Genomic DNA, 19,415 nt, shown 5'->3' with positions numbered 1-19,415 from the left:
AACTATGATGATAAAAATAAAATTAGGACACGCTAGTAGGTATATGCTTTGTGCCAGTTTGGTTATTGGTTGCCCAATAGCTTTCGTCAAAGCGGAGTCAAAGGCAGTAGGAACCTTAATACCAATAGCTGGGAACAGCTCCGAAAGCTATTCCGATTATAATCCGCCCCAGACAATTCGAGGATTGGTAACAGACAATAATGGAACACCACTGAAAGATGTCACTGTGCGTGTTGTTGGCAAGAACATAACAAGCATCTCCGATGAAGAGGGGGTATTTGTGTTGCCCATTATAAAAGAAGAAGAGTTTATCCGGCTACAGCTATCAAGCGTAGGTTATAAAACACAGACTCTTTTGGTAAAAGAGAATCGAGAGGTTCGCGTAAAATTGGAAAGAGACTATAATAATCTGGACGAAGTAGTGGTAGTAGGTTATGGTGAACAAAAGCGGAAAGATCTTACAGGAGCCATTTCAAGTGTAAAGGGAGATGATGTAGTCAAGACAGGGATGGTCGGGATTGATCAGGCATTGCAGGGAAAGCTCGCTGGGGTATCGATTCATAAAAATAGTGCACAACCAGGAGGAGGAATTGATATATTGGTTCGTGGAGCGAGTTCAGTCAATGCAAGCAATACGCCATTAGTTATCATTGATGGTATACCTATATCTCAGGTTGTTCAACCCGAGAATAGTGAAGGTAGAACCGGCGACGGTACCCAAAGTCCTTTAAATTTTCTTAATCCCAATGATGTTGAATCCATAGAGGTGTTAAAAGATGCGTCTGCAACGGCTATATATGGGTCTCGGGCCGCTAATGGGGTGATATTGATAACAACAAAAAGAGGTAAAGCAGGGAAAGCGGAAATTTCTTTTTCTAATAATTTCAGTATACAGCAAAAAACCGATACTTATGAAGTGTTGGATTTAACAACCTGGATGCAATCCAAAAATGAAATTCACCTACGCGCTTGGAGTATCAGCAATGGAGTCGCACCGTATGGTAAGAGAACTTTTTCAGAAGCCCAAACCAATCCAGTAAATGGTATTCGTTATTCACCAATCTATAAAGAGCAGGAGATTTCGGAAGCAGGTCCCGGTACCGATTGGGTGGGGATGTTGATGCGTAACGGATCCATTCAGGAGTCTAATGTCAATGTGAGCGGAGGTACAGATGTGACGCGATATTTTGTGTCAGCCAACTTTTTTAATCAGAATGGTATCATAAAAAGTAATGGGGTGAAGCGCTATACCGGTAAAGTAAATCTTGATCAAAGGCTAAGCAAATATTTTAAAACAAACGTTAACTTTTATATATCCAGGTTTAACAATGACAATGTTATGTTTGGGGATGGGGCTTGGGGAGATAAGGGAGCTTTAGTAAATGCGGCTATAATGGATCCTTCACTCCCTGTTTTTGATGCAAATGGAGAATACTCCATCAATCCTATGTTACCCAATGTCCCAAATCCATTGTCGATGCTTACTATAACAGACAATGGTTCTAGCGATCGTTTTTTAGGAGGATTGGATTTGATTTACACGCCTTTTTCCGGATTGATGTTTAAATTGAATGCAGCATTGGACCGATCGAATCGCACGCGGAATACCTATCATCCTCGAACATACATCTTCGGTGCCAGATCAGAAGGTATGGGATCTATCCGCTCCTCTAGCGATGAGTTCAAACGTATTGAATTATTAGCGAACTATAATAAAACATTTCGTGAAAAGCATAATTTGGAGGTGATGTACGGTACATCTTATGAAACCTCCATGTCTAATGCACACTACCTTAAAAATACCAATTTCCTATCGGATATATTTCTGTGGTACAATTTAGGAGCCGGAAGCGGTATTAAAACTGTTGCTTCTGGAGCTTCTCAAAATAATCGGTTATCTCATTTTGCTCGATTAAATTTTGGAATTGATAATAGCAAATACTTGATCACAGGTACATTTAGAGCAGATGGTGCGAGCCAATTTGCAAAGAATCACAAATGGGGGTATTTTCCATCTGTAGCGGTAGGTTGGAACCTCCATCAAGAGTCGTTTATGCAATTTGCTCAATCTAAATTAAGCCAGTTAAAATTAAGATTGAGTTATGGGCAGACAGGGAATGCTTCTATAGGAGACAATGCTTTTGCAGCTTACATCCCAGATCTAGTATGGAATAATGACGGCGGAGGACAGGTCTTTGGTGTCCGCCAGAATAGATTAGAAAATCCGGATTTGAAATGGGAAACTACTTCGGAATATAATTTGGGTATTGATTTTGGTCTATTCTCAGGACGTGTTTCAGGAAATATTGAATTGTATACAAAGCAAATATCAGATTTATTAAATACGAAGCAATTGAACCGCTATCATGACGTGAACACAGTAACCGCCAATTTGGGCGTTACACAGAGTAAGGGAGTCGAAGTCACACTAAACACTGTCAATGTCAGCAAAGATAACTTCAAATGGTCGACCAGTTATATCTTTTCATTCTATAGAGATCGATGGAAAAAGAGGGTAGAAGGATGGAATCCCGATATCTACCAATCGGAGACAGATCCTGTCCGACCAATATACTCGTACCGGTATTTGGGCATTTTACAAATGGGAGAGCCAATTCCAGATGCACAACCCGATATACTTGCGGGGTCGGCGATGTTGCGCGATCTCGATGGTTATAAATTAGATGAAAACGGTAATAAGATCGTAGATGCGAATGGACGTTTTGTATACCTCGGTAAACCCGATGGAAAAATCGATTATGCCGATATGCAATTGATCGGCACAACCGATCCGGGATATATCATCGGCCTTTCCAATACCATGACCTACAAAAAAATTGATTTTACCTTCAACCTTCATGGGATGCTAGATCGCATTATGAGGGATCCAAATTTCTTTATCGGGGATGGTGCATATCCCTATGGATACAATATGCTAAAGTACCGCTACGAAAATACCTGGACAGTAGATGATCCAGGCCGGCATATACCACATGGTACTTCAGTAGGAATGGGAGATTTCGAATATCAGAAAGCTTGGTTTATCCGTTTACAAAATGTAGGCTTCGGTTATACATTTGCCCCAAAAGCAGATAAGCGTAAAGTAATCAATCAGTTGAGAGCATTTGTTAATGTGAATAACCTGCTTGTACTGACCCCGTATACGGGATTGGATCCAGAGACAGATATGCATTGGGGACCCTACCCAAATGCTAGAACTTTCTCGTTTGGCCTCAATATTAATTTTTAAAATTATGAAATACTCCTTTTTAGTGATGTACAGGCTTTCAAGAGTATTAGCTATCGCTTTTAAAAGACAAACCGATCCGTTAGTAGCGGGATCACAAAGAAATTTATATATGAAATCGATATATTTAATATTATGCATCGGCATTTTTGGCAATGTTGTTACAGGTTGTAAAAAATTAGATCCTATTATCTACAATGAGTACTCCCCCTCTAACTTTCCAAAAACTGAAGCGGATGTTCAGGCAATGGTATTATCCTGTTATCAACCATTAAATTCATGGAATACTTTGGGGGTTCAGTTCTGGTTGGAAAACATGACCAATACAGTTATCGGTGCTTATGGCCTGCAACTGGCTTGTAGGAGGATGGATTACGATGTAAATACCCAAGACTTATCTAAATATTATTATAACTCAAGCCAGATCAGTAGGGCTACCTTAGTAATTGATGCTATCGAGAATAGTGACCTTTCTGAAGAGGTGAAGAAACGATATATAGCAGAGGTAAGGTGTGCTCGTGCCTTTTTAATGTATTTGCTATATGATATTTATGGAGGATTGGTTATAGCTCCGGTAGATATTTTAAAAAATCCACTTAAAGACACACCGTTACCAAGGGCAACCAATCAAGAGACGGCCGAATTTATCGAATCTGATCTATTGGCAGCCATAGATGGATTGCCATATCCGAATGCTACCGTATATGGCAGGCTGAATAAAGGTGTGGCTAATATGTTATTGATTCGTTTGTATCTAAAAGAGACCATGCAATATCAGTTTGGACTGGATGGCTCGGTAAGCTCCATTACTAAACGACCTGAATATTATACCAAAGTGGAAGCCTTGTGCCGGGAACTGATGAAAGGAGAGTATGGTTATGCACTGGCTGCAAATTACACGGATCTTTTTACCGTTGGTAAACAAAATGCTACCCGGACTGAGATGATTTTTGCAATACCATCCTCTATTACTGGCCCTAATACACATTATTGGCAATTGCAGATCATGCCTACTAATTTAGTTTCCTCTCGTGGAGGTAATTTAGCCGGTTGGCAGACTCTTTCGGGGTATTGGGCATTTTATGATTCATTTGAGCCTAGCGATACCCGCAAAACGTACATGCTTGAGGAGTATTTGAATACTGATGGTCAGATGCAGAATAGAGCCAACCCAGGAGAACCATTGAAATTTGGACCTGTACCATTGAAATATTTTGTAGATCCTGACATAAACAAGCAAAGCCTTATGAGTCTAGCTGATCGTGTCTTTTTTAGATATGCGGACGTGTACCTGAGTCTTGCTGAGGCCCTTGTTTATAAGCCCGGTGGGCAGGTTAATCAAGAGGTTGTAGATTTATTGAATGTAATACGTAGACGTGCTAATTTGGGCGAGATCAGTCTTAGTGATATTCCTACATATGAGCGTTTTCAGGAAATTATCTTATTGGAACGAGCCCATGAATTATGGTGTGAAAATGGCCAATACAGGGCTGATCTTATTCGTTTTGATAAATTGTTGGATGTGATTCTGGAAATTAATGGTGGCCAGGCACCCCGAGCGAAGAAATATAAATACTTATGGCCAATCCCGCATGATGTGATTGTGGATGGTAAGGGAAAAGTAAATCAAAATCCGGGCTATTAACGTAATTATCATAAGAATTATAAATATTTTCCGAAAGACATATGCAACATAATAAGATGAAATATACAGTGTTCCTTACATTAATAGTTTTTGCTATGAATAAGGTTTATGCATCTTCAAGGGGTGAGATGTTAAAAGATACCGTGTCCGATACATTGGTGATCCACCAGATAAAAAAGGATTATATCCATTTTCCTGTGAAGATAGGTAGCCCAAAGACCTGGATACAGATAAAATTAAAAGATTCCATAGTTCAGGAGATAGAAGTGCCGTTAGCTACTTCAGACACGGTTGACTATCATAGCCGTTTTGAAGTAGCTCCGTACAAAGGCCATATGCTGCAATTGATTGTAGAGAAATCTCCTGAGGGATCACGCTGGAAAGACCAATTAAAGTACTCCAACAAATTGTTTGTAGACAAGGGAATGTATAAAGAGGCACTAAGACCTCAAATACATTTTACCCCACAACGCGGCTGGTTGAATGATCCGAATGGATTATTTTATTTTAATGGGAAATACCATATGTTTTTCCAGCACGTGCCATTTTCTACAACCTGGGACAACACGACCATGTCTTGGGGGCATGCTACAAGTACTGATCTTGTACATTGGAGGGAACATAAGGTAGCTATACAGCCCGACAAATTAGGCGTTGCATTTTCGGGATCCGCAGTGGTTGATTGGTACAATACTGCCGGATTTCAGCATAAACCTATTTTGGATAGTGATGGCAAATTAGAAAATCCAGCTATTGTGGTTCTCTATACAACTGTGAGTGGCAGGTATAATGCGACTTATGGCCAATCCATTGCCTATTCATTGGATCAAGGCATAAGCTGGACAAAATACGAAGGAAATCCGGTGTTACCTTATCAGAAGGAGGGGGGAGATCGAGATCCTAAAGTATTTTGGTATGGTGATAAAACCAACGGCAAATGGATTATGCCTTTATATATCAAGGATAATTCGTTTTCCATTTTTTCTTCTAAAGACCTGAAAAATTGGGAAAAGATGTCAGAAATAGCTGATTTGGGCTGTAATGAATGTCCTGACCTCATACAGTTTGATGTAGATAATAAACCTGGCATTAAGAAATGGGTGTTTTGGGGAGGCGCAGGCTGCTATATGGTAGGCGATTTTGACGGGATACAGTTTAAGCCGGAGACTTCGTCTCTCACAGTCAATTACGGAGGAGCTGACTATGCGGGGCAGACCTTTAGCAATATTCCTAAAGAAGATGGACGGATTATTCAGATCTCCTGGCTTAGGGGCGGATATCCAGGGATGCCGTTTTCTCAAGCTATGACTATTCCTCGCGAACTTCGACTCAAAGAAACAGGCGATGGATATAGATTGAACTCATACCCTGTTCAGGAGATCAATAGGCTACGTGAAAAGACATTGTATCAATACGATAAAGCTAATAGAAAGACTCTCCTACGAAATGAAATTGAATTGGGCAAAGGGCAGGCGGTCGATATAGATTTGCAGCTTGTATTAGATCGACACGGTATAGGTGAGGAACCGCATCGTGATATATTCGAGATGGAAATTCTGGGTCAGCAGCTTACTTACCATTTACATACTTCTATACTTAAGATCGGAGCATTAGAAGCGCAGGTACCAAAGCAACAAAATTTACAACTTAGAATAATTGTAGACCGAACGTCGGTGGAAGTGTTTGCAAACGGAGGCGAGGTCGCGCTCAGTCATTCTTTCGTTTCGGACTTCAGCAAAGAACAGATTATAAAGATCAATGACTTTAGCAAGGAACAGATTCAGTATATGAAAGTTTACGGTATGCGTTCAATCTGGTAATGTGTTTCTGTTTATCAATACATACATAACAATATTAATTATGAAATCATATTTTCAATTTATATTCGTCAGCATTCTGGTTAGTCTCGCTTCTTGTCAAAAAGATAAGTATGATCATACCATGCCAAAGGTAGATTATTCTACTACAATAAACGGTTTTGAAGTTAACTTCCTAAATCAATCGGTACGGGCTGATTCCTATTCCTGGGATCTTGGCGATGGGACTAAGTCCAACGAGACAAACCCTGTACATGTGTACGATCGATCTGATTTTTATTCTATTACATTGACCGCCTATAGGGAAGGAAAGGTAGTGGCCACCAAAAGTTCTATGATTATCGTAGGAGTTATTGCCAATTTTATACATCAGGTAGCAGGTGATGGATTGAGTGTGTCATTTATCAATCGTTCCGAAAATGTAGAAAGCTTACAGTGGGATTTTGGAGATGGTACGACTTCATCGGAAGAGTCGCCCAAGCATATTTACAGCGACTTTGGCGTGAAGACGGTAGAGCTCACCGTGCAGGGGAAATACGGAGGAGAAGCTTCTTCCAAGGTGTTGGTATTATTGGCACCGCCACTCCATTCCCCATTATCGGCTTGGGACAAAGTACATAATTCAATAGAACGAGAGACCGACAATACGGCCTCCAAAATGCAACAGCTAAAGGTTGCGGTCGATGACAAATACGTATCATTCTACATGCTGTTTGACGGGCTTAGCAAGGATGAATTGAAATACACAGGAGTAGGATTCTTTATAGATACCGATGGGAATACCGTTACCGGAAACCAAGGGATTTATGGAGCAGGCTGTGATTTGTTTATCGATGGCCCAATATTTTCTGCTGTAGGCAGTATGTTTGATTCTAATACCGATGGAGCCGGGTGGGATTGGAAAAATTATAGGCCTAGTACAGATCGGCTATTTGTTCAAAATCTGGAAACACTGGCGAACGGAAAAGTCGCGGTTGTGGTTTCTATTTTACGTAGTGAAATGTTTCCTCTTGGTGATCGTATAGGTTTTGGACTGTCATTTGCGGGTTCTAGCTGGGGATTCTCTAGACCATGGACCAATATAAAGGCTTATTATTACCTAAAAGAAGATCAACTCAAGTTCGAACGATTTCCGAATTAATAAATAATAACTACATATGAAAAGTACAACTATAATCTTTAACTACCCATTTTTGATGGGAATGATTTTCCTGATGTTACTGAACTCATGCGAGCCTAGTATTATGATGTCCGAAAAGAAAGTCGCTTTCGCAACGTCAGGACAAAATTATTATGTTTCAAATAGTGGTAATGATGCCAATAGTGGCGTTATCACAGATCCTTTAAAAACAATAAGTCATGCACTGGCTTTAGCACAGGCCGGAGACTCTGTCATTGTCCGTGAAGGTATCTATTTTGAAAAAATAAACTTTCCACGATCAGGGGAGGCAAATGCTTATATTACATTAACGTCCTTTTTGGGTGAGAATGCATTAATTAGTGGAAATGGTTTACCTTCTAGTGGTCATGATGCCTTAGTAAGATTAACTTCTGTTAACTGGATCCGTATCCATGGAATGGAGATAGCCCACTTCAGCACCTCCGACGGAGGAAAAATGCTCGATGGTATTTTGGTAGAAGGAACCTCTTCCAATATAGAAGTGACCAATAACCATGTGCATCACATTCACAACAATGCATCTCCTTCCATTGGTAGAGAAGCACATGCGATACATTTTAAAGGAAATGGTAATACAGTCATGTCTAATTTGCTAATCGCAAATAATAAAATACATGATAACCGGACCGGCACAAGTGAGAATTTGACTATAAACGGATTCGTAGACCAATTTTCGATCATAAACAATGAAATATATGATGCGGAAAATATAGCAATTTGCATAGCTGGTGGCTATGGTGCCAACGGTACTCCTAGTGTTGACTATGCTAGGAATGGGCTTGTCTCCCAAAATAAAATCTGGAACATTAATGGCAAAACGGGACAGGTACCGGTATTATTGCAAGCTGCTGGAACTATTGGGATTTACATCGATGGGGCCCGTAATATTACTGTTGAGCGTAATAAGATATGGGACAGTGATAGAGGTATAGGATTAGTCAGTGAGAACAATGGATTTCCAACGGAATACTGTATTGTAAGAAACAACCTGATTTATAACAATAGAGCCGAGGGGATATATATGGGTGGATACGCCAATTACACAACAGGCGGTACGAGAAGCAGTCTCATCTTAAATAACACCTTATTCCATAATGCCGGCGAGTTAGGATATTATGGGGAATATGTTGGTGAAATTAGGATTAATACCAATTGCCATTATAACGAAATCCATAATAACATTTTGGTGAGTCGACCGGACCGAGGAACTTTTATACGTAAAAATGATGCTACAGGATCTTTTAATGGAATTGATTACAATCAATATTATACTGCCGGAAGCGTAAGTAGATGGTATTGGAACGGTACCGCATACTCAACCCTAGCAAGTTGGAAAGGGGGAAGTGGCGCAGATACGAATGGCTTTATTGCCAATCCGCTATTTAGTAATCTGGGGGCTTATCCACCAGACTTTTCTTTACAGTCAGGGTCGCCTTCTATTAATGTTGGTACTAATAACCATGGATTGGGAGCTGGTACGGTAGACTTTTTAGGCCAGACACGTTACGTTGCGACTATCGATATAGGTGCATTTGAATACCAATAATAAATTGAATATACTCTATGCATATAGCTAAGATAATTTTAATGGGAACGTTGTTGTTCGTAACCGCTCATATTTATGGGGAGAATGATAAAGCATTGTGCGATTCAACACTGCAATATTATACGGGGTCTGATGAGATTTTTGGTAATCCCGAGCGTGGACTTATTCATACTTATAGCACCCTAAGGGATAATAATAAACTGAGCATACAACAGCTTGAATTACTAAGGCATGAAAATGTAACTACAATTCTACGGATTATCTATTTAAATGATTTTAGAGCCTCGAAGATAAATAAAGCCAAACTGAAAAGCATAGCTGACGATTTCAGGCTTATTCGAAGACAAGGGCTTAAAGTGATAGTTCGGTTTGCTTATACAGACGATATTGAAGGGGAAGATGCGCCATTAGCAGTTGTCTTACGGCATATAGACCAGTTAAGTCCGCTGTTAGAATCAAATGAAGATATTATTCCGTTTGTACAAGCGGGGTTTATTGGGGCGTGGGGAGAGTGGCATAGTTCTAGCAACAATCTAACGACTTTAGAAAATCAGCGTGCTATTTTATTTAAATTGTTGACAGCATTACCTGAATCAATTATGGTTCAGGTACGCACACCTGCAATCAAGAAGCGTATTTTTCAATCCGATTCGTCAACAATTGATAACATCTTACAACAATCCGTCAGTAGCGATCGTGTGGGACACCATAACGATTGCTTTCTATCGAACAGTACGGATTATGGTACTTATAGTTTAGAGAATATTTCAGCTGAGAAATTTTTTATCCATCAAGAAGGATTGTCTGTACCTGTGGGAGGCGAAACCTGCCCACCCACTGATGGTTTTGATCCGGACTGCCAGCAAAGCCAACATCAACTGGAATATCTAAGGTGGACGTATCTCAATTTAGATTGGTTTGGTCCAACATTGGATGGTTGGCGTGAGTCGGGCTGCTTCGAACCGATTAGTCGCCGGTTGGGCTACCGGTTTAGGTTGATAAGTAGCCATATTCCGGCCAGTTTACATCAGGGGCATAATCACAGCATCTCATTACAGTTTTTTAATGATGGTTATGCACCTATTTACCACAAGAAGATAGTCAAGTTAATTCTTCAGAATCGGCTCAGTAGCGATATACATATGATTCCTTTGGACATCGATCTGCGTGCATGTAAGCCAGGACAATATCTAAATTGGGAAGGAAATATATGCCTTAAAACCATAAAAACGGGAGCATATAATATATTTATCAGTATAGCAGATGCATCGGATAGCCTTAAGGATAATAAAGCGTATAATTTGCAGCTGGCAAATAAAAATATCTGGCGAGAGGATAAAGGATGGAATGATTTACAATATATATTAAAAATAGAATACTGAGTTTTCGTTTCATACTCTCCTCTATTGGAAACTATTTTGGAATTAGACTGACATTTCCTTACTTTTAGGGAGATGTCAGTCTTTTTAATCTGTTGTTTCAATTGATATGAGTGTAAAATTGTCCGACCATTTTGTGGGGATAGCGGCTAAGCGGTTGAGTCGGGTTGAAATCCATTCTAATCAGCACGAATTTAACGGTATAAACAAATTTAGAGAGATATTAGGGATTGATAGACGTCCTTTTTCTGGCCGGGTAATTTATTTTTCAGATGATTCCGATCATGTTCTCAACAATCAGTCTGAATTTACTTGGTACGATGTACGGGAAAATAATCCGAATAGATCAGCCGAGTTTAGATTGTACTTTTCAGATAGTGAAATTGTCCCCAACTCCTCGGTGGGCGATTTAGTGGTACTAGGTAAGGATGTTAATGATCAGCTTCTGATTATTGTCGCTACCTCTGGATCGACAGCAGAAAAGCAGCTTTTATATTTATTTGGTTTAGAAGAGGTAGACAATAGATTTATAGTGAGAGATTTTCGCAAAGACTATTCTGATTTAGGTTTTGCGGGCAAGTACGTTTTGGAGCTATTGGGAATCGAAACAGAGCCTGAGCATGAGGTCGACTATCTGACCATGATGCTGGACCGGTTTGGAATGACGTTTCCCTCTACGGCTATATTTTCTGAATTTGCCAGATCCACTGTTGACAATGTCTATGTATTGGATGATCCTGATCATGCATTGATCGAATGGTGGGAGAGGGAGGGAGACCTCCTACGGATTTTTGAGAGAGCTATTGTAGGAGATAAAATTAGAGCGGGTTTCAGAAACGATGTAGATGCTTTCCTTCAATTTGCGTTAACAGTGATCAATCGGCGCAAATCCCGAGCCGGTCACAGCTTTGAGAATCATTTGAAGAGGATTTTTGATATTCACGGTATTCCCTATTCAAAAGGAGCAAAAACAGAACGGAATAATCGACCCGACTTTGTTTTTCCATCCATAAAAGCATATGCTGATATGCAGTTTCCTATGGACCGGTTATATATGCTCGGTGTAAAGACTACGGCAAAAGACCGTTGGCGTCAGGTACTTTCAGAAGCGGATAGAGTTTCGCGGAAACATCTAATAACATTAGAACCCTCCATAAGCAAAAACCAGACGGATGAAATGGCTGCACAAAATCTGCAGTTGATTATACCTTCACCTTTACATCACACCTATTCGGAGATCCAGCGCAGTGGGATAATAGACTTAAAAACATTTATTCGCCAGATCGAGCGACCTTAAAAATTCAAGGGCTAATATTTGAATATCTTTTATTGCCATTCCTATAGATTTTTGTAATTGTGTTAAGTTGGTATCAGTTTCCATAAGGCGAGTCAGAATGCGGCTATAACGCTTTATTCTCATTTTTTTTCCTATGGATACATTGTTTCGCATCACAGGATATGGAAATCTGATATATGGATTAGAAGAATAGCAGCAGAACCACCGTCTTCTTGAAGTAATCTAAGAGTCGTTTAGATTAGAAAAACCAAGGTTCTGCCACCATAGCCTTAATGTTTGATTATAAAATACGGACAGATATAATGAATTTTATCCCCCGTCATAAAAGTAATGTTACGTAGGCTGTTAGTGAATAGTTGAACATCGAAAAGTAGTTTTAGATACAAGAAGTAGTTTGTATACTTGTAAAGGATTTTTAGGATTATCCCACAGGTGCAGCTAATTTTTTAGGAACAATTATAAAATCCGTGAAGTATTTTTTTCGGACGATATACCAATAAGCATACGCATTAGAATAATTCAGCAATTGATGAAATTTACTTTTAAAGATGATTCAACGACATGGCAACTGTTTAAAGATGGGGATAGGGAAGCTTTTGCGTTTATTTACAATCGTTATACGTCAAATTTATATGCTTATGGCATGCGTCTATTGCAGGACGAAGAAGAAACCCGGGATGCCATTCATGAGCTTTTTGTAAAGCTGTGGCAGCGGAGAAAGACCATTGGCTATACCGATAATATAAAGTATTACCTCATCACCTCTTTTCGTAATATAATCTATACCCTTAAAGGAATAGAGAACAGGATGCCACAAGCTGACCTTTCTGAGGCTGAGGATTTCGATCTGAGTTTCAATCTAGAGTCTGAATTTATTCACAAGGAGCAATCAAAGGAACTATCTAAAAAACTATTGGAAGCCCTGGGGCAGCTGACACCAAGACAAAAAGAAATTCTTTATCTAAGATATTTCGAAGAACTGAGCTACCAAGAGATTGCTGTCGTAATGGATATAACTGTTAAAGCGAGTTATAAGTTATCAGCAAGAGCGCTGGAAGCTTTACGCGAACTGATGAACCTTCCTCTTTCTGTCGTCCTGTTTCTGTTGTTTACCTCAATCAAGACTCATTAATTCTCTTTTTTTAATTTTTTTGAAAATAATTTGTATTTCATGGGGTGTTTTTCCATGGAATCAGGTTATGTTATAAATAGTCATTATTTAGACATGATAAACCCAAAACACGAAAGCTATAGCTGCACGGATTTTCTTGACGATGTTTCCTTTATAAATGCCATCAAATATAACAGGGAGGCAGACGTGGCCTATTGGGAAAGATGGAAAGACAGCAGCCCCCGAAATCTTTCTGCTTATCTGGAAGCTGAAATACAACTACGCGTAATCCTATCTGCTTCACCTATAGTTCCCACAAAGGAATTTTTGGATACATTATGGAACGATATCAACCAAAGTCTTGAAGATGGGCGACGGCTTAAGATAAAACGAAAACAGCGGATGCTATGGTACGCAGCAGCATCGATATCGGTTATAGTTTCATTCTCCGTATGGTTTTTTAATTCGACTATTTCTATAGTTACTCCCTATGGAACCACAAAAGAGGTTATTTTGCCCGATGGGAGTAAGGTCCTTTTAAATGCAAATACCGAGCTGAAATATCCTCGCGCATATAATTGGAAGGATAATAGAGAAGTTCTATTAAAAGGAGAAGCCTATTTCGCTGTTGAACATGGCAGGCCATTCTTTGCTCGGACAAAAAACCTCAGTGTCGCCGTTCTGGGGACCGAATTTAACATCAAAGAGCGCCGTGGAGTGACATCGGTTGCGCTGGTTAAAGGCAAGATTGAAGTCCGGGGCACCTCATTTACAACTGTGCCGCCTACGTTAATGAAGCCCAAAGAAATATTCAGATATGAAGAAAGTAGTGGCAAAGTATTAAAAAGCCATACTGTTCCGGAAGTACATACCGCCTGGATAGAGAAGAAAGTACTGGCCAATAATACAACGATCGGCAGTATCCTTAAGGATTTTGAAGATACCTATGGTCAACGGGTTGTTTTAGAGGATACTACATTGATGGAGAGAGTTATAGATGGTGTTGTCCCTATGGGAGACAAGGATAACACCATGTTTGTAATCGCCAACATTTTAAATGCAGAAGTTTACAAAAAGGGGGATACCATTATATTGAAAACACACAGAGCTAACAAATAGAGAAAAGTAATAACCTAAATATTATAAGTACAATGAAAATAACTAATAATTTGATTAAAATTCTGTACTTGGTACTGGCCATACTGCTTATTAAGCCGGTCCAAGGCCAGGTCAACAAAACAGTTTCTGTAGTTGAAGCCTTACGGGACATCACACAGACCTACAAAACCAAGTTTGTTTACGAATCAGAGATTCTACGGGGCAAGACCACTACAGCAAGCACGAAAAAAGAACCGGGACAGTCTATGGAAGAGTTATTGAAGGACATTCTGTATGCCAACGATCTTCTGTTTCTGTATGTAAGTGAAAATCATTACGCCATTGTTAAGAAAGATCAGCGGTCTTTGACTGAAAATAAAGGATCGAGTACACCAGCTGCTTTTGCCGGGAGAGTCTATGGTGCAATTACCGACCAAGATGGTCGCCCTTTACCTGGTGTCAATGTCTTTATCAGAGGTAAGTCCGCTAGAGCAGTTTCTGGTGTCTCTGGCAATTATAGCATTGAAGCGACCAAAGATGATATTATTGTCTTTACCTATGTGGGTTTCAAACCGGGAGAGGGGAAAGCCAATCCAGAAGGTGTGTTAAATATCACAATGGATGCTGATGTCCATCAATTACAAGATGTCGAAGTCGTATCTACGGGGTATCAGACTTTATCGCGCGAGCGCAGTGCTGGATCTTTTTCAAAGCCCGATATCGGTGTTTTTCAAAATCGTTCATCGAGCATGAGTATTGTACAGCGATTGGATGGATTGGTACCGGGGCTGACTATAAATAATGCACCTGGGACGGAGACTATGCTGATCAGAGGGCTTACTTCTATCAATGGTTCAGCATCTCCTCTTTTTGTTGTTGATGGAGTCGTACTTGATGCAGAGAATATAAGCTCACTAAATCCTAATGATGTAGAGGATATAACGGTTTTAAAAGACGCGACAGCTGCTTCTATTTGGGGATCCAATGCAGCTAATGGCGTAATCGTCATTACGACAAAAAAGGGTGGAAATACAGGTAAGATCAAAATAGATTATGATGGATTTATAAATTTTCAGGGCAGACCACAGACAGACTATCTGCCAGTATTAACAAGCCAGCAGTTTATACAGGCTGCTACCGATATATTTGATCCTGTCATCAATACATACGCTTCTGTGAGTAAGTACAGCCCGACGACATGGAAGCCTGTGCCTTTGCACGAGGAGCTACTTTACAAACTAAATGATAAGATCAATCCGCCTACTGCCGAGCAAAGAACAGCTTATGAGAAGCAACTGCATGATCTGGCGAATACCAGCAACCAACAGCAGATTGACGATCTGTTTTATCGTAGCGGGCTACTTACTAATCATACCATTTCGTTGAGAGGAGGAAGTGATAAATATGGCTTTTATGGGTCAGCAGCCTATACAGGAAATCAAAGTAGCACTCCGGGACGTAACAGTAACAACTACAAAGTCAATCTACGTCAGGATTTTAAATTTTCTGATAGAATCCAGATGCACTTGATTACGGACCTGACCAATACCACATCCAAGTCAAAAAGAGCAGCCACTCCAAACAACATGTTCCTACCTTATGTTTTGTTCAGGGACGGGGAGGGCGATAATATGTCCATGTCCTGGTTACAGTTGCCCGATGGAGACCGCGAGAAGTATGAAAACCTAAGTCGATTGGATCTAAGTTACAGTCCATTAGACGAGTGGGATAGCGGATATACTAGTGCCAATGCGATATTAGCTAGAATAAATACAGGTTTGAATGTCAAGTTAGTTAAAGGATTGCAGTTCCAGGGTGTTTATGGATTAGTAAAAGGGAATACTAAGACTAAAAGCTTTGACGATGACCAAAGTTTTACTTTCAGAAAAGAACTGGCTCAGTTTACCAAACCCGCTACAGGTCCCACAGCCAACCCTACTTATTTCCTTCCGGAAAGGGGGGCTATCTTTGATGTGAATAATCATCTCCAGGAAAACTGGAATATACGAAATCAGTTAATGTTTGATGATTCCTATGACAATCAGCGGCATCAGATCTCAGCGCTATTGGGACATGAGATCAGAAAGACATTCTATACGGCCAATGGAAGCAGCGTGAGAGGCTATGATGAACAGTTAGGTACCTCTGCTCAGTTAGATTATAATACACTCGCTGTTACTGGGGTAGCGGGAGCTGTATTGCCTAGAGGGACTGGTAACAATAAAATAGATATCAAGAACTTCACGTCCTTAGAAGACGACATTCGCTATATTTCTTACTATGGCAATCTAGGCTATACCTACCAGACTAAGTATACCATAAATGGGAGCTGGAGGATAGATGAGTCTAATCTTTTTGGTAAAGACAAGTCAGCTCAAAATAGACCGGTATGGAGTGTAGGTGCAAGCTGGATGATCAGTGGAGAAGACTTCATGGATAACATAGCGTGGGTAGACCGCCTGAAAGTCCGTACGACCTATGGAGTGACGGGTAATTCGCCGAGACCGGGAAGTGCGGCATCTCATGATATATTCAGTGTACAGACCAATGCTATTTTTCCAGGTGGACGGGGATTGATTTTATCCACTCCCGGTAACAGAAACCTGAGTTGGGAATCTACGAAAACGCTAAATGTCGGATTGGATTTTTCCATCTTCAAGCGTTTAAATGGATCTGTAGATGTATATAATAAGAAAACAGAGGATCTGATTGGCGAGTTGCAGATTAATCCATTTACAGGTTTTGCTTCCATAGAAGGAAATCAGGGTGCATTGAGAAACAACGGAATAGAACTCAATATAAATTCCTTAAATATCAGTAACAGAGACTTTAGCTGGCGTACCATGTTAACACTAGGTTACAATAAAAACAAAGTTCTCGATCTTTATTCTAAAACTGCAATAACGACGGGCAGTAAAAAAGTAGAAGAACGCTTTATAAAAGGGTATTCCGCCTATTCTATCTTTGCTTATCAATATGCAGGACTAAACGAGGAGGGAACACCCCAGATTAGACTGAATGATGGTACCCTTAGTACCGCCAAAAATGTGGCAACACCCGAAGATATTGTATACATGGGGACCTTCCAACCAAAATGGGCAGGCGGTTTTGGAAATGATTTTAAATACAAAGACTTCGGCTTACAGGTTAATGCGGTTTACAATCTAGGTTTTGTGATGCGTAGAGATGTAAATCGTTTCTATTCAGGGGGGCGGTTAGTGCCGAATGCGGGGTCTCTTACCACAGGCAATGTGCATGCTGATTTTGCCGATCGCTGGATGAAAAAGGGAGATGAAGCCTTTACAGATATTCCTGCTTATAATAGTGCAAAAACCGATCCCCGTGAGCTTAACTACTATTACCTTGCGGACAAAAATGTGGTGGATGCGTCGTATATCAAGTTAAGAGATATCACACTTTCCTATAGTCTGCCCAAAAAACTCCTTCATACTGTTAGAGCTGATGGATTGAGCTTCCGCCTTCAGGTATCTAATATTATGTTGTGGAAAGCGAATGACTATGGTATTGATCCTGAGTTTCAGAGTGCAGGCTCAGGTGTAAGAAACATGCCGGGAAATCAAGGGACAGTAACACTAGGCGCTCATCTAACATTTTAACTTGAAATTATGAAAAAGCTATTATTTGCAAATAAAATCGTACTAGCGCTTACGATGTTCGCCACACTAAGTGCCTGTAAAAATGACTTTCTAGAAGTTAATCCAAAGGGTAAACTCATCGCTTCCAAAACCTCGGATTATGACCTTATGTTCAATTGGGGGGCAATCCGGATTGGTTTACCGACCTCGGCTGTTATTATGGGAGACGATGCGATTGTTGTCGATCCACTTTACGCCAAAGCGACCTTAAGGACCCAACGTTTTTTCAGATGGGAAGATGATGTTTACGAACCTGATGACAATGCTTCAGAGATGAGCTTATTGATGCCCAAAATTTATATCTACAACAAGATAATAGAAGAGGTCATGGATTCAGATGGAGGATCAGAACAGTTTAAAAAAGAACTACGGGCAGAGGCCCGTGCCAACAGGGCCTGGTCTTATTTTTTATTGATCAATTTCTTTGGTCTACCTTACGATGAATCTACATCAGCAACAGATCTAGGCTATCCTATTATCCGAGAAGCCAATGTTGCCGAAACTCTATTTAAGCGTGCTTCGGTAGCCGAAGTCTATGATTTTATAATAGACGATCTGAAAAAAGCAATTGAAGAGTTACCACCACAATCGGCCGCCCGCGTAAGGATGTCTAAAGCGGCTGCCGAAGCTATTCTTGCTAAGGTATATATGTTTATGGGAAAATTTGACGAAGGACTTACTCAGGTCAATAATGCGTTTAGTCATCTTCCGACAAACTTTACGGTGGCATTATACGACTTTAATAAGACGCTGGCAGAAGGCGGCACATGGGGATATAATAAAAACACTACACCCAAAACTTACTTGGGCGGTGTACCTTCCGGGGATCTACATGAAGAAACCTTACTCGACCGGGGTTTTAACAACAGTTGGTCCCTTAATGGTGCAGATATTCTCCTATCCGACGAGACCGCGGCTTTATACGAAGCTAATGATATGAGACTTAAGCTTTTTTCCAATCAACCCTATGGAGGAGGGAGCATTGCTTCACCCAATCCGGCAGGGAGGCCGGCACCGATGCGTGCCATTGGTTTTTACAATACTCAATATGGCGTGCGTCTGGCCGAAATGTATCTGATCAGTGCAGAATGCAAGGCCCGGACAGGAGATCTCACAGGAGCCAAGGCGGATTTAGAAATGTTGCGCAAAAATAGAATGCCAGCAGGTAGTGTGGCAGTAGGGGCGACAGATCAGAATGAATTGATCCGCTTTGTTATCGAGGAGCGTCAAAGAGAATTGGCTATGCAGGGGTATCGCTGGTTCGATATGCGTCGCTTGTACCGCGATCCATTATTTGCGGACAATCTTCCTTACAGACATAAATATGTAGCAGCGACCGGAGAGACTACTACCTATACATTACGGCCAGAGAGGCTGGCCATACGTTTCCCACAGAGCGTAATTAACGCGAATCAGGGAATGCCAAATAATCAGTAATA

Annotated in this window: 11 protein-coding genes; all 11 read left to right on the top strand. The window is 40.5% G+C overall.

All coding sequences use genetic code 11. The features are described from left to right. Positions 1-4: 4 nt before the first annotated feature. The 11 genes from JKG61_RS08290 to JKG61_RS08240 all read left to right on the top strand — a co-directional run bounded on the left by JKG61_RS08290 (position 5) and on the right by JKG61_RS08240 (position 19,413). The gene (locus JKG61_RS08290) at positions 5-3,250 is read left to right on the top strand and encodes a SusC/RagA family TonB-linked outer membrane protein (protein ID WP_202102512.1); all 3,246 of its coding nucleotides are present in this window, start codon (positions 5-7) and stop codon (positions 3,248-3,250) included. Positions 3,251-3,359: 109 nt separating this feature from the next. Next, positions 3,360-4,892, top strand: a complete 1,533-nt coding sequence (locus JKG61_RS08285; RefSeq protein WP_202102511.1) for a RagB/SusD family nutrient uptake outer membrane protein — start codon at positions 3,360-3,362, stop codon at positions 4,890-4,892. Between the two features lie 95 nt (positions 4,893-4,987). After that, positions 4,988-6,712 carry a glycoside hydrolase family 32 protein gene (locus JKG61_RS08280; protein WP_202102510.1) on the top strand — a complete coding sequence of 575 codons (1,725 nt, stop codon included), beginning with the start codon at positions 4,988-4,990 and terminating at the stop codon, positions 6,710-6,712. A gap of 40 nt (positions 6,713-6,752) precedes the next feature. Next, a complete protein-coding gene (locus tag JKG61_RS08275) occupies positions 6,753-7,850 on the top strand; it encodes a PKD domain-containing protein (protein ID WP_202102509.1) in 1,098 nt (365 codons plus the stop codon). A gap of 16 nt (positions 7,851-7,866) precedes the next feature. Beyond that, entirely contained in the window at positions 7,867-9,435 is a 1,569-nt protein-coding gene (locus JKG61_RS08270) for a right-handed parallel beta-helix repeat-containing protein (RefSeq protein WP_202102508.1), read from the top strand. Between the two features lie 41 nt (positions 9,436-9,476). Then, entirely contained in the window at positions 9,477-10,817 is a 1,341-nt protein-coding gene (locus tag JKG61_RS08265; RefSeq protein WP_202102507.1) for a DUF4832 domain-containing protein, read from the top strand. Positions 10,818-10,923: 106 nt separating this feature from the next. Then, the gene (locus JKG61_RS08260) at positions 10,924-12,111 is read left to right on the top strand and encodes a type II restriction endonuclease (RefSeq protein ID WP_202102506.1); all 1,188 of its coding nucleotides are present in this window, start codon (positions 10,924-10,926) and stop codon (positions 12,109-12,111) included. Between the two features lie 529 nt (positions 12,112-12,640). Further along, positions 12,641-13,243 carry an RNA polymerase sigma factor gene (locus tag JKG61_RS08255; protein ID WP_202102505.1) on the top strand — a complete coding sequence of 201 codons (603 nt, stop codon included), beginning with the start codon at positions 12,641-12,643 and terminating at the stop codon, positions 13,241-13,243. Between the two features lie 93 nt (positions 13,244-13,336). Continuing rightward, positions 13,337-14,341 carry a FecR family protein gene (locus JKG61_RS08250; protein WP_202102504.1) on the top strand — a complete coding sequence of 335 codons (1,005 nt, stop codon included), beginning with the start codon at positions 13,337-13,339 and terminating at the stop codon, positions 14,339-14,341. Between the two features lie 32 nt (positions 14,342-14,373). After that, the gene (locus tag JKG61_RS08245) at positions 14,374-17,937 is read left to right on the top strand and encodes a SusC/RagA family TonB-linked outer membrane protein (protein WP_202102503.1); all 3,564 of its coding nucleotides are present in this window, start codon (positions 14,374-14,376) and stop codon (positions 17,935-17,937) included. Positions 17,938-17,946: 9 nt separating this feature from the next. Continuing rightward, positions 17,947-19,413 (top strand): RagB/SusD family nutrient uptake outer membrane protein, encoded by a 1,467-nt coding sequence (locus JKG61_RS08240; RefSeq protein ID WP_202102502.1) that lies wholly within the window; start codon positions 17,947-17,949, stop codon positions 19,411-19,413. Positions 19,414-19,415: the final 2 nt, after the last annotated feature.

Source organism: Sphingobacterium faecale, assembly GCF_016746095.1.
Lineage (GTDB): Bacteria > Bacteroidota > Bacteroidia > Sphingobacteriales > Sphingobacteriaceae > Sphingobacterium > Sphingobacterium faecale.
Note: the sequence above shows the minus strand (reverse complement) of the source record. Positions and strands in the feature narration are given on the sequence as shown.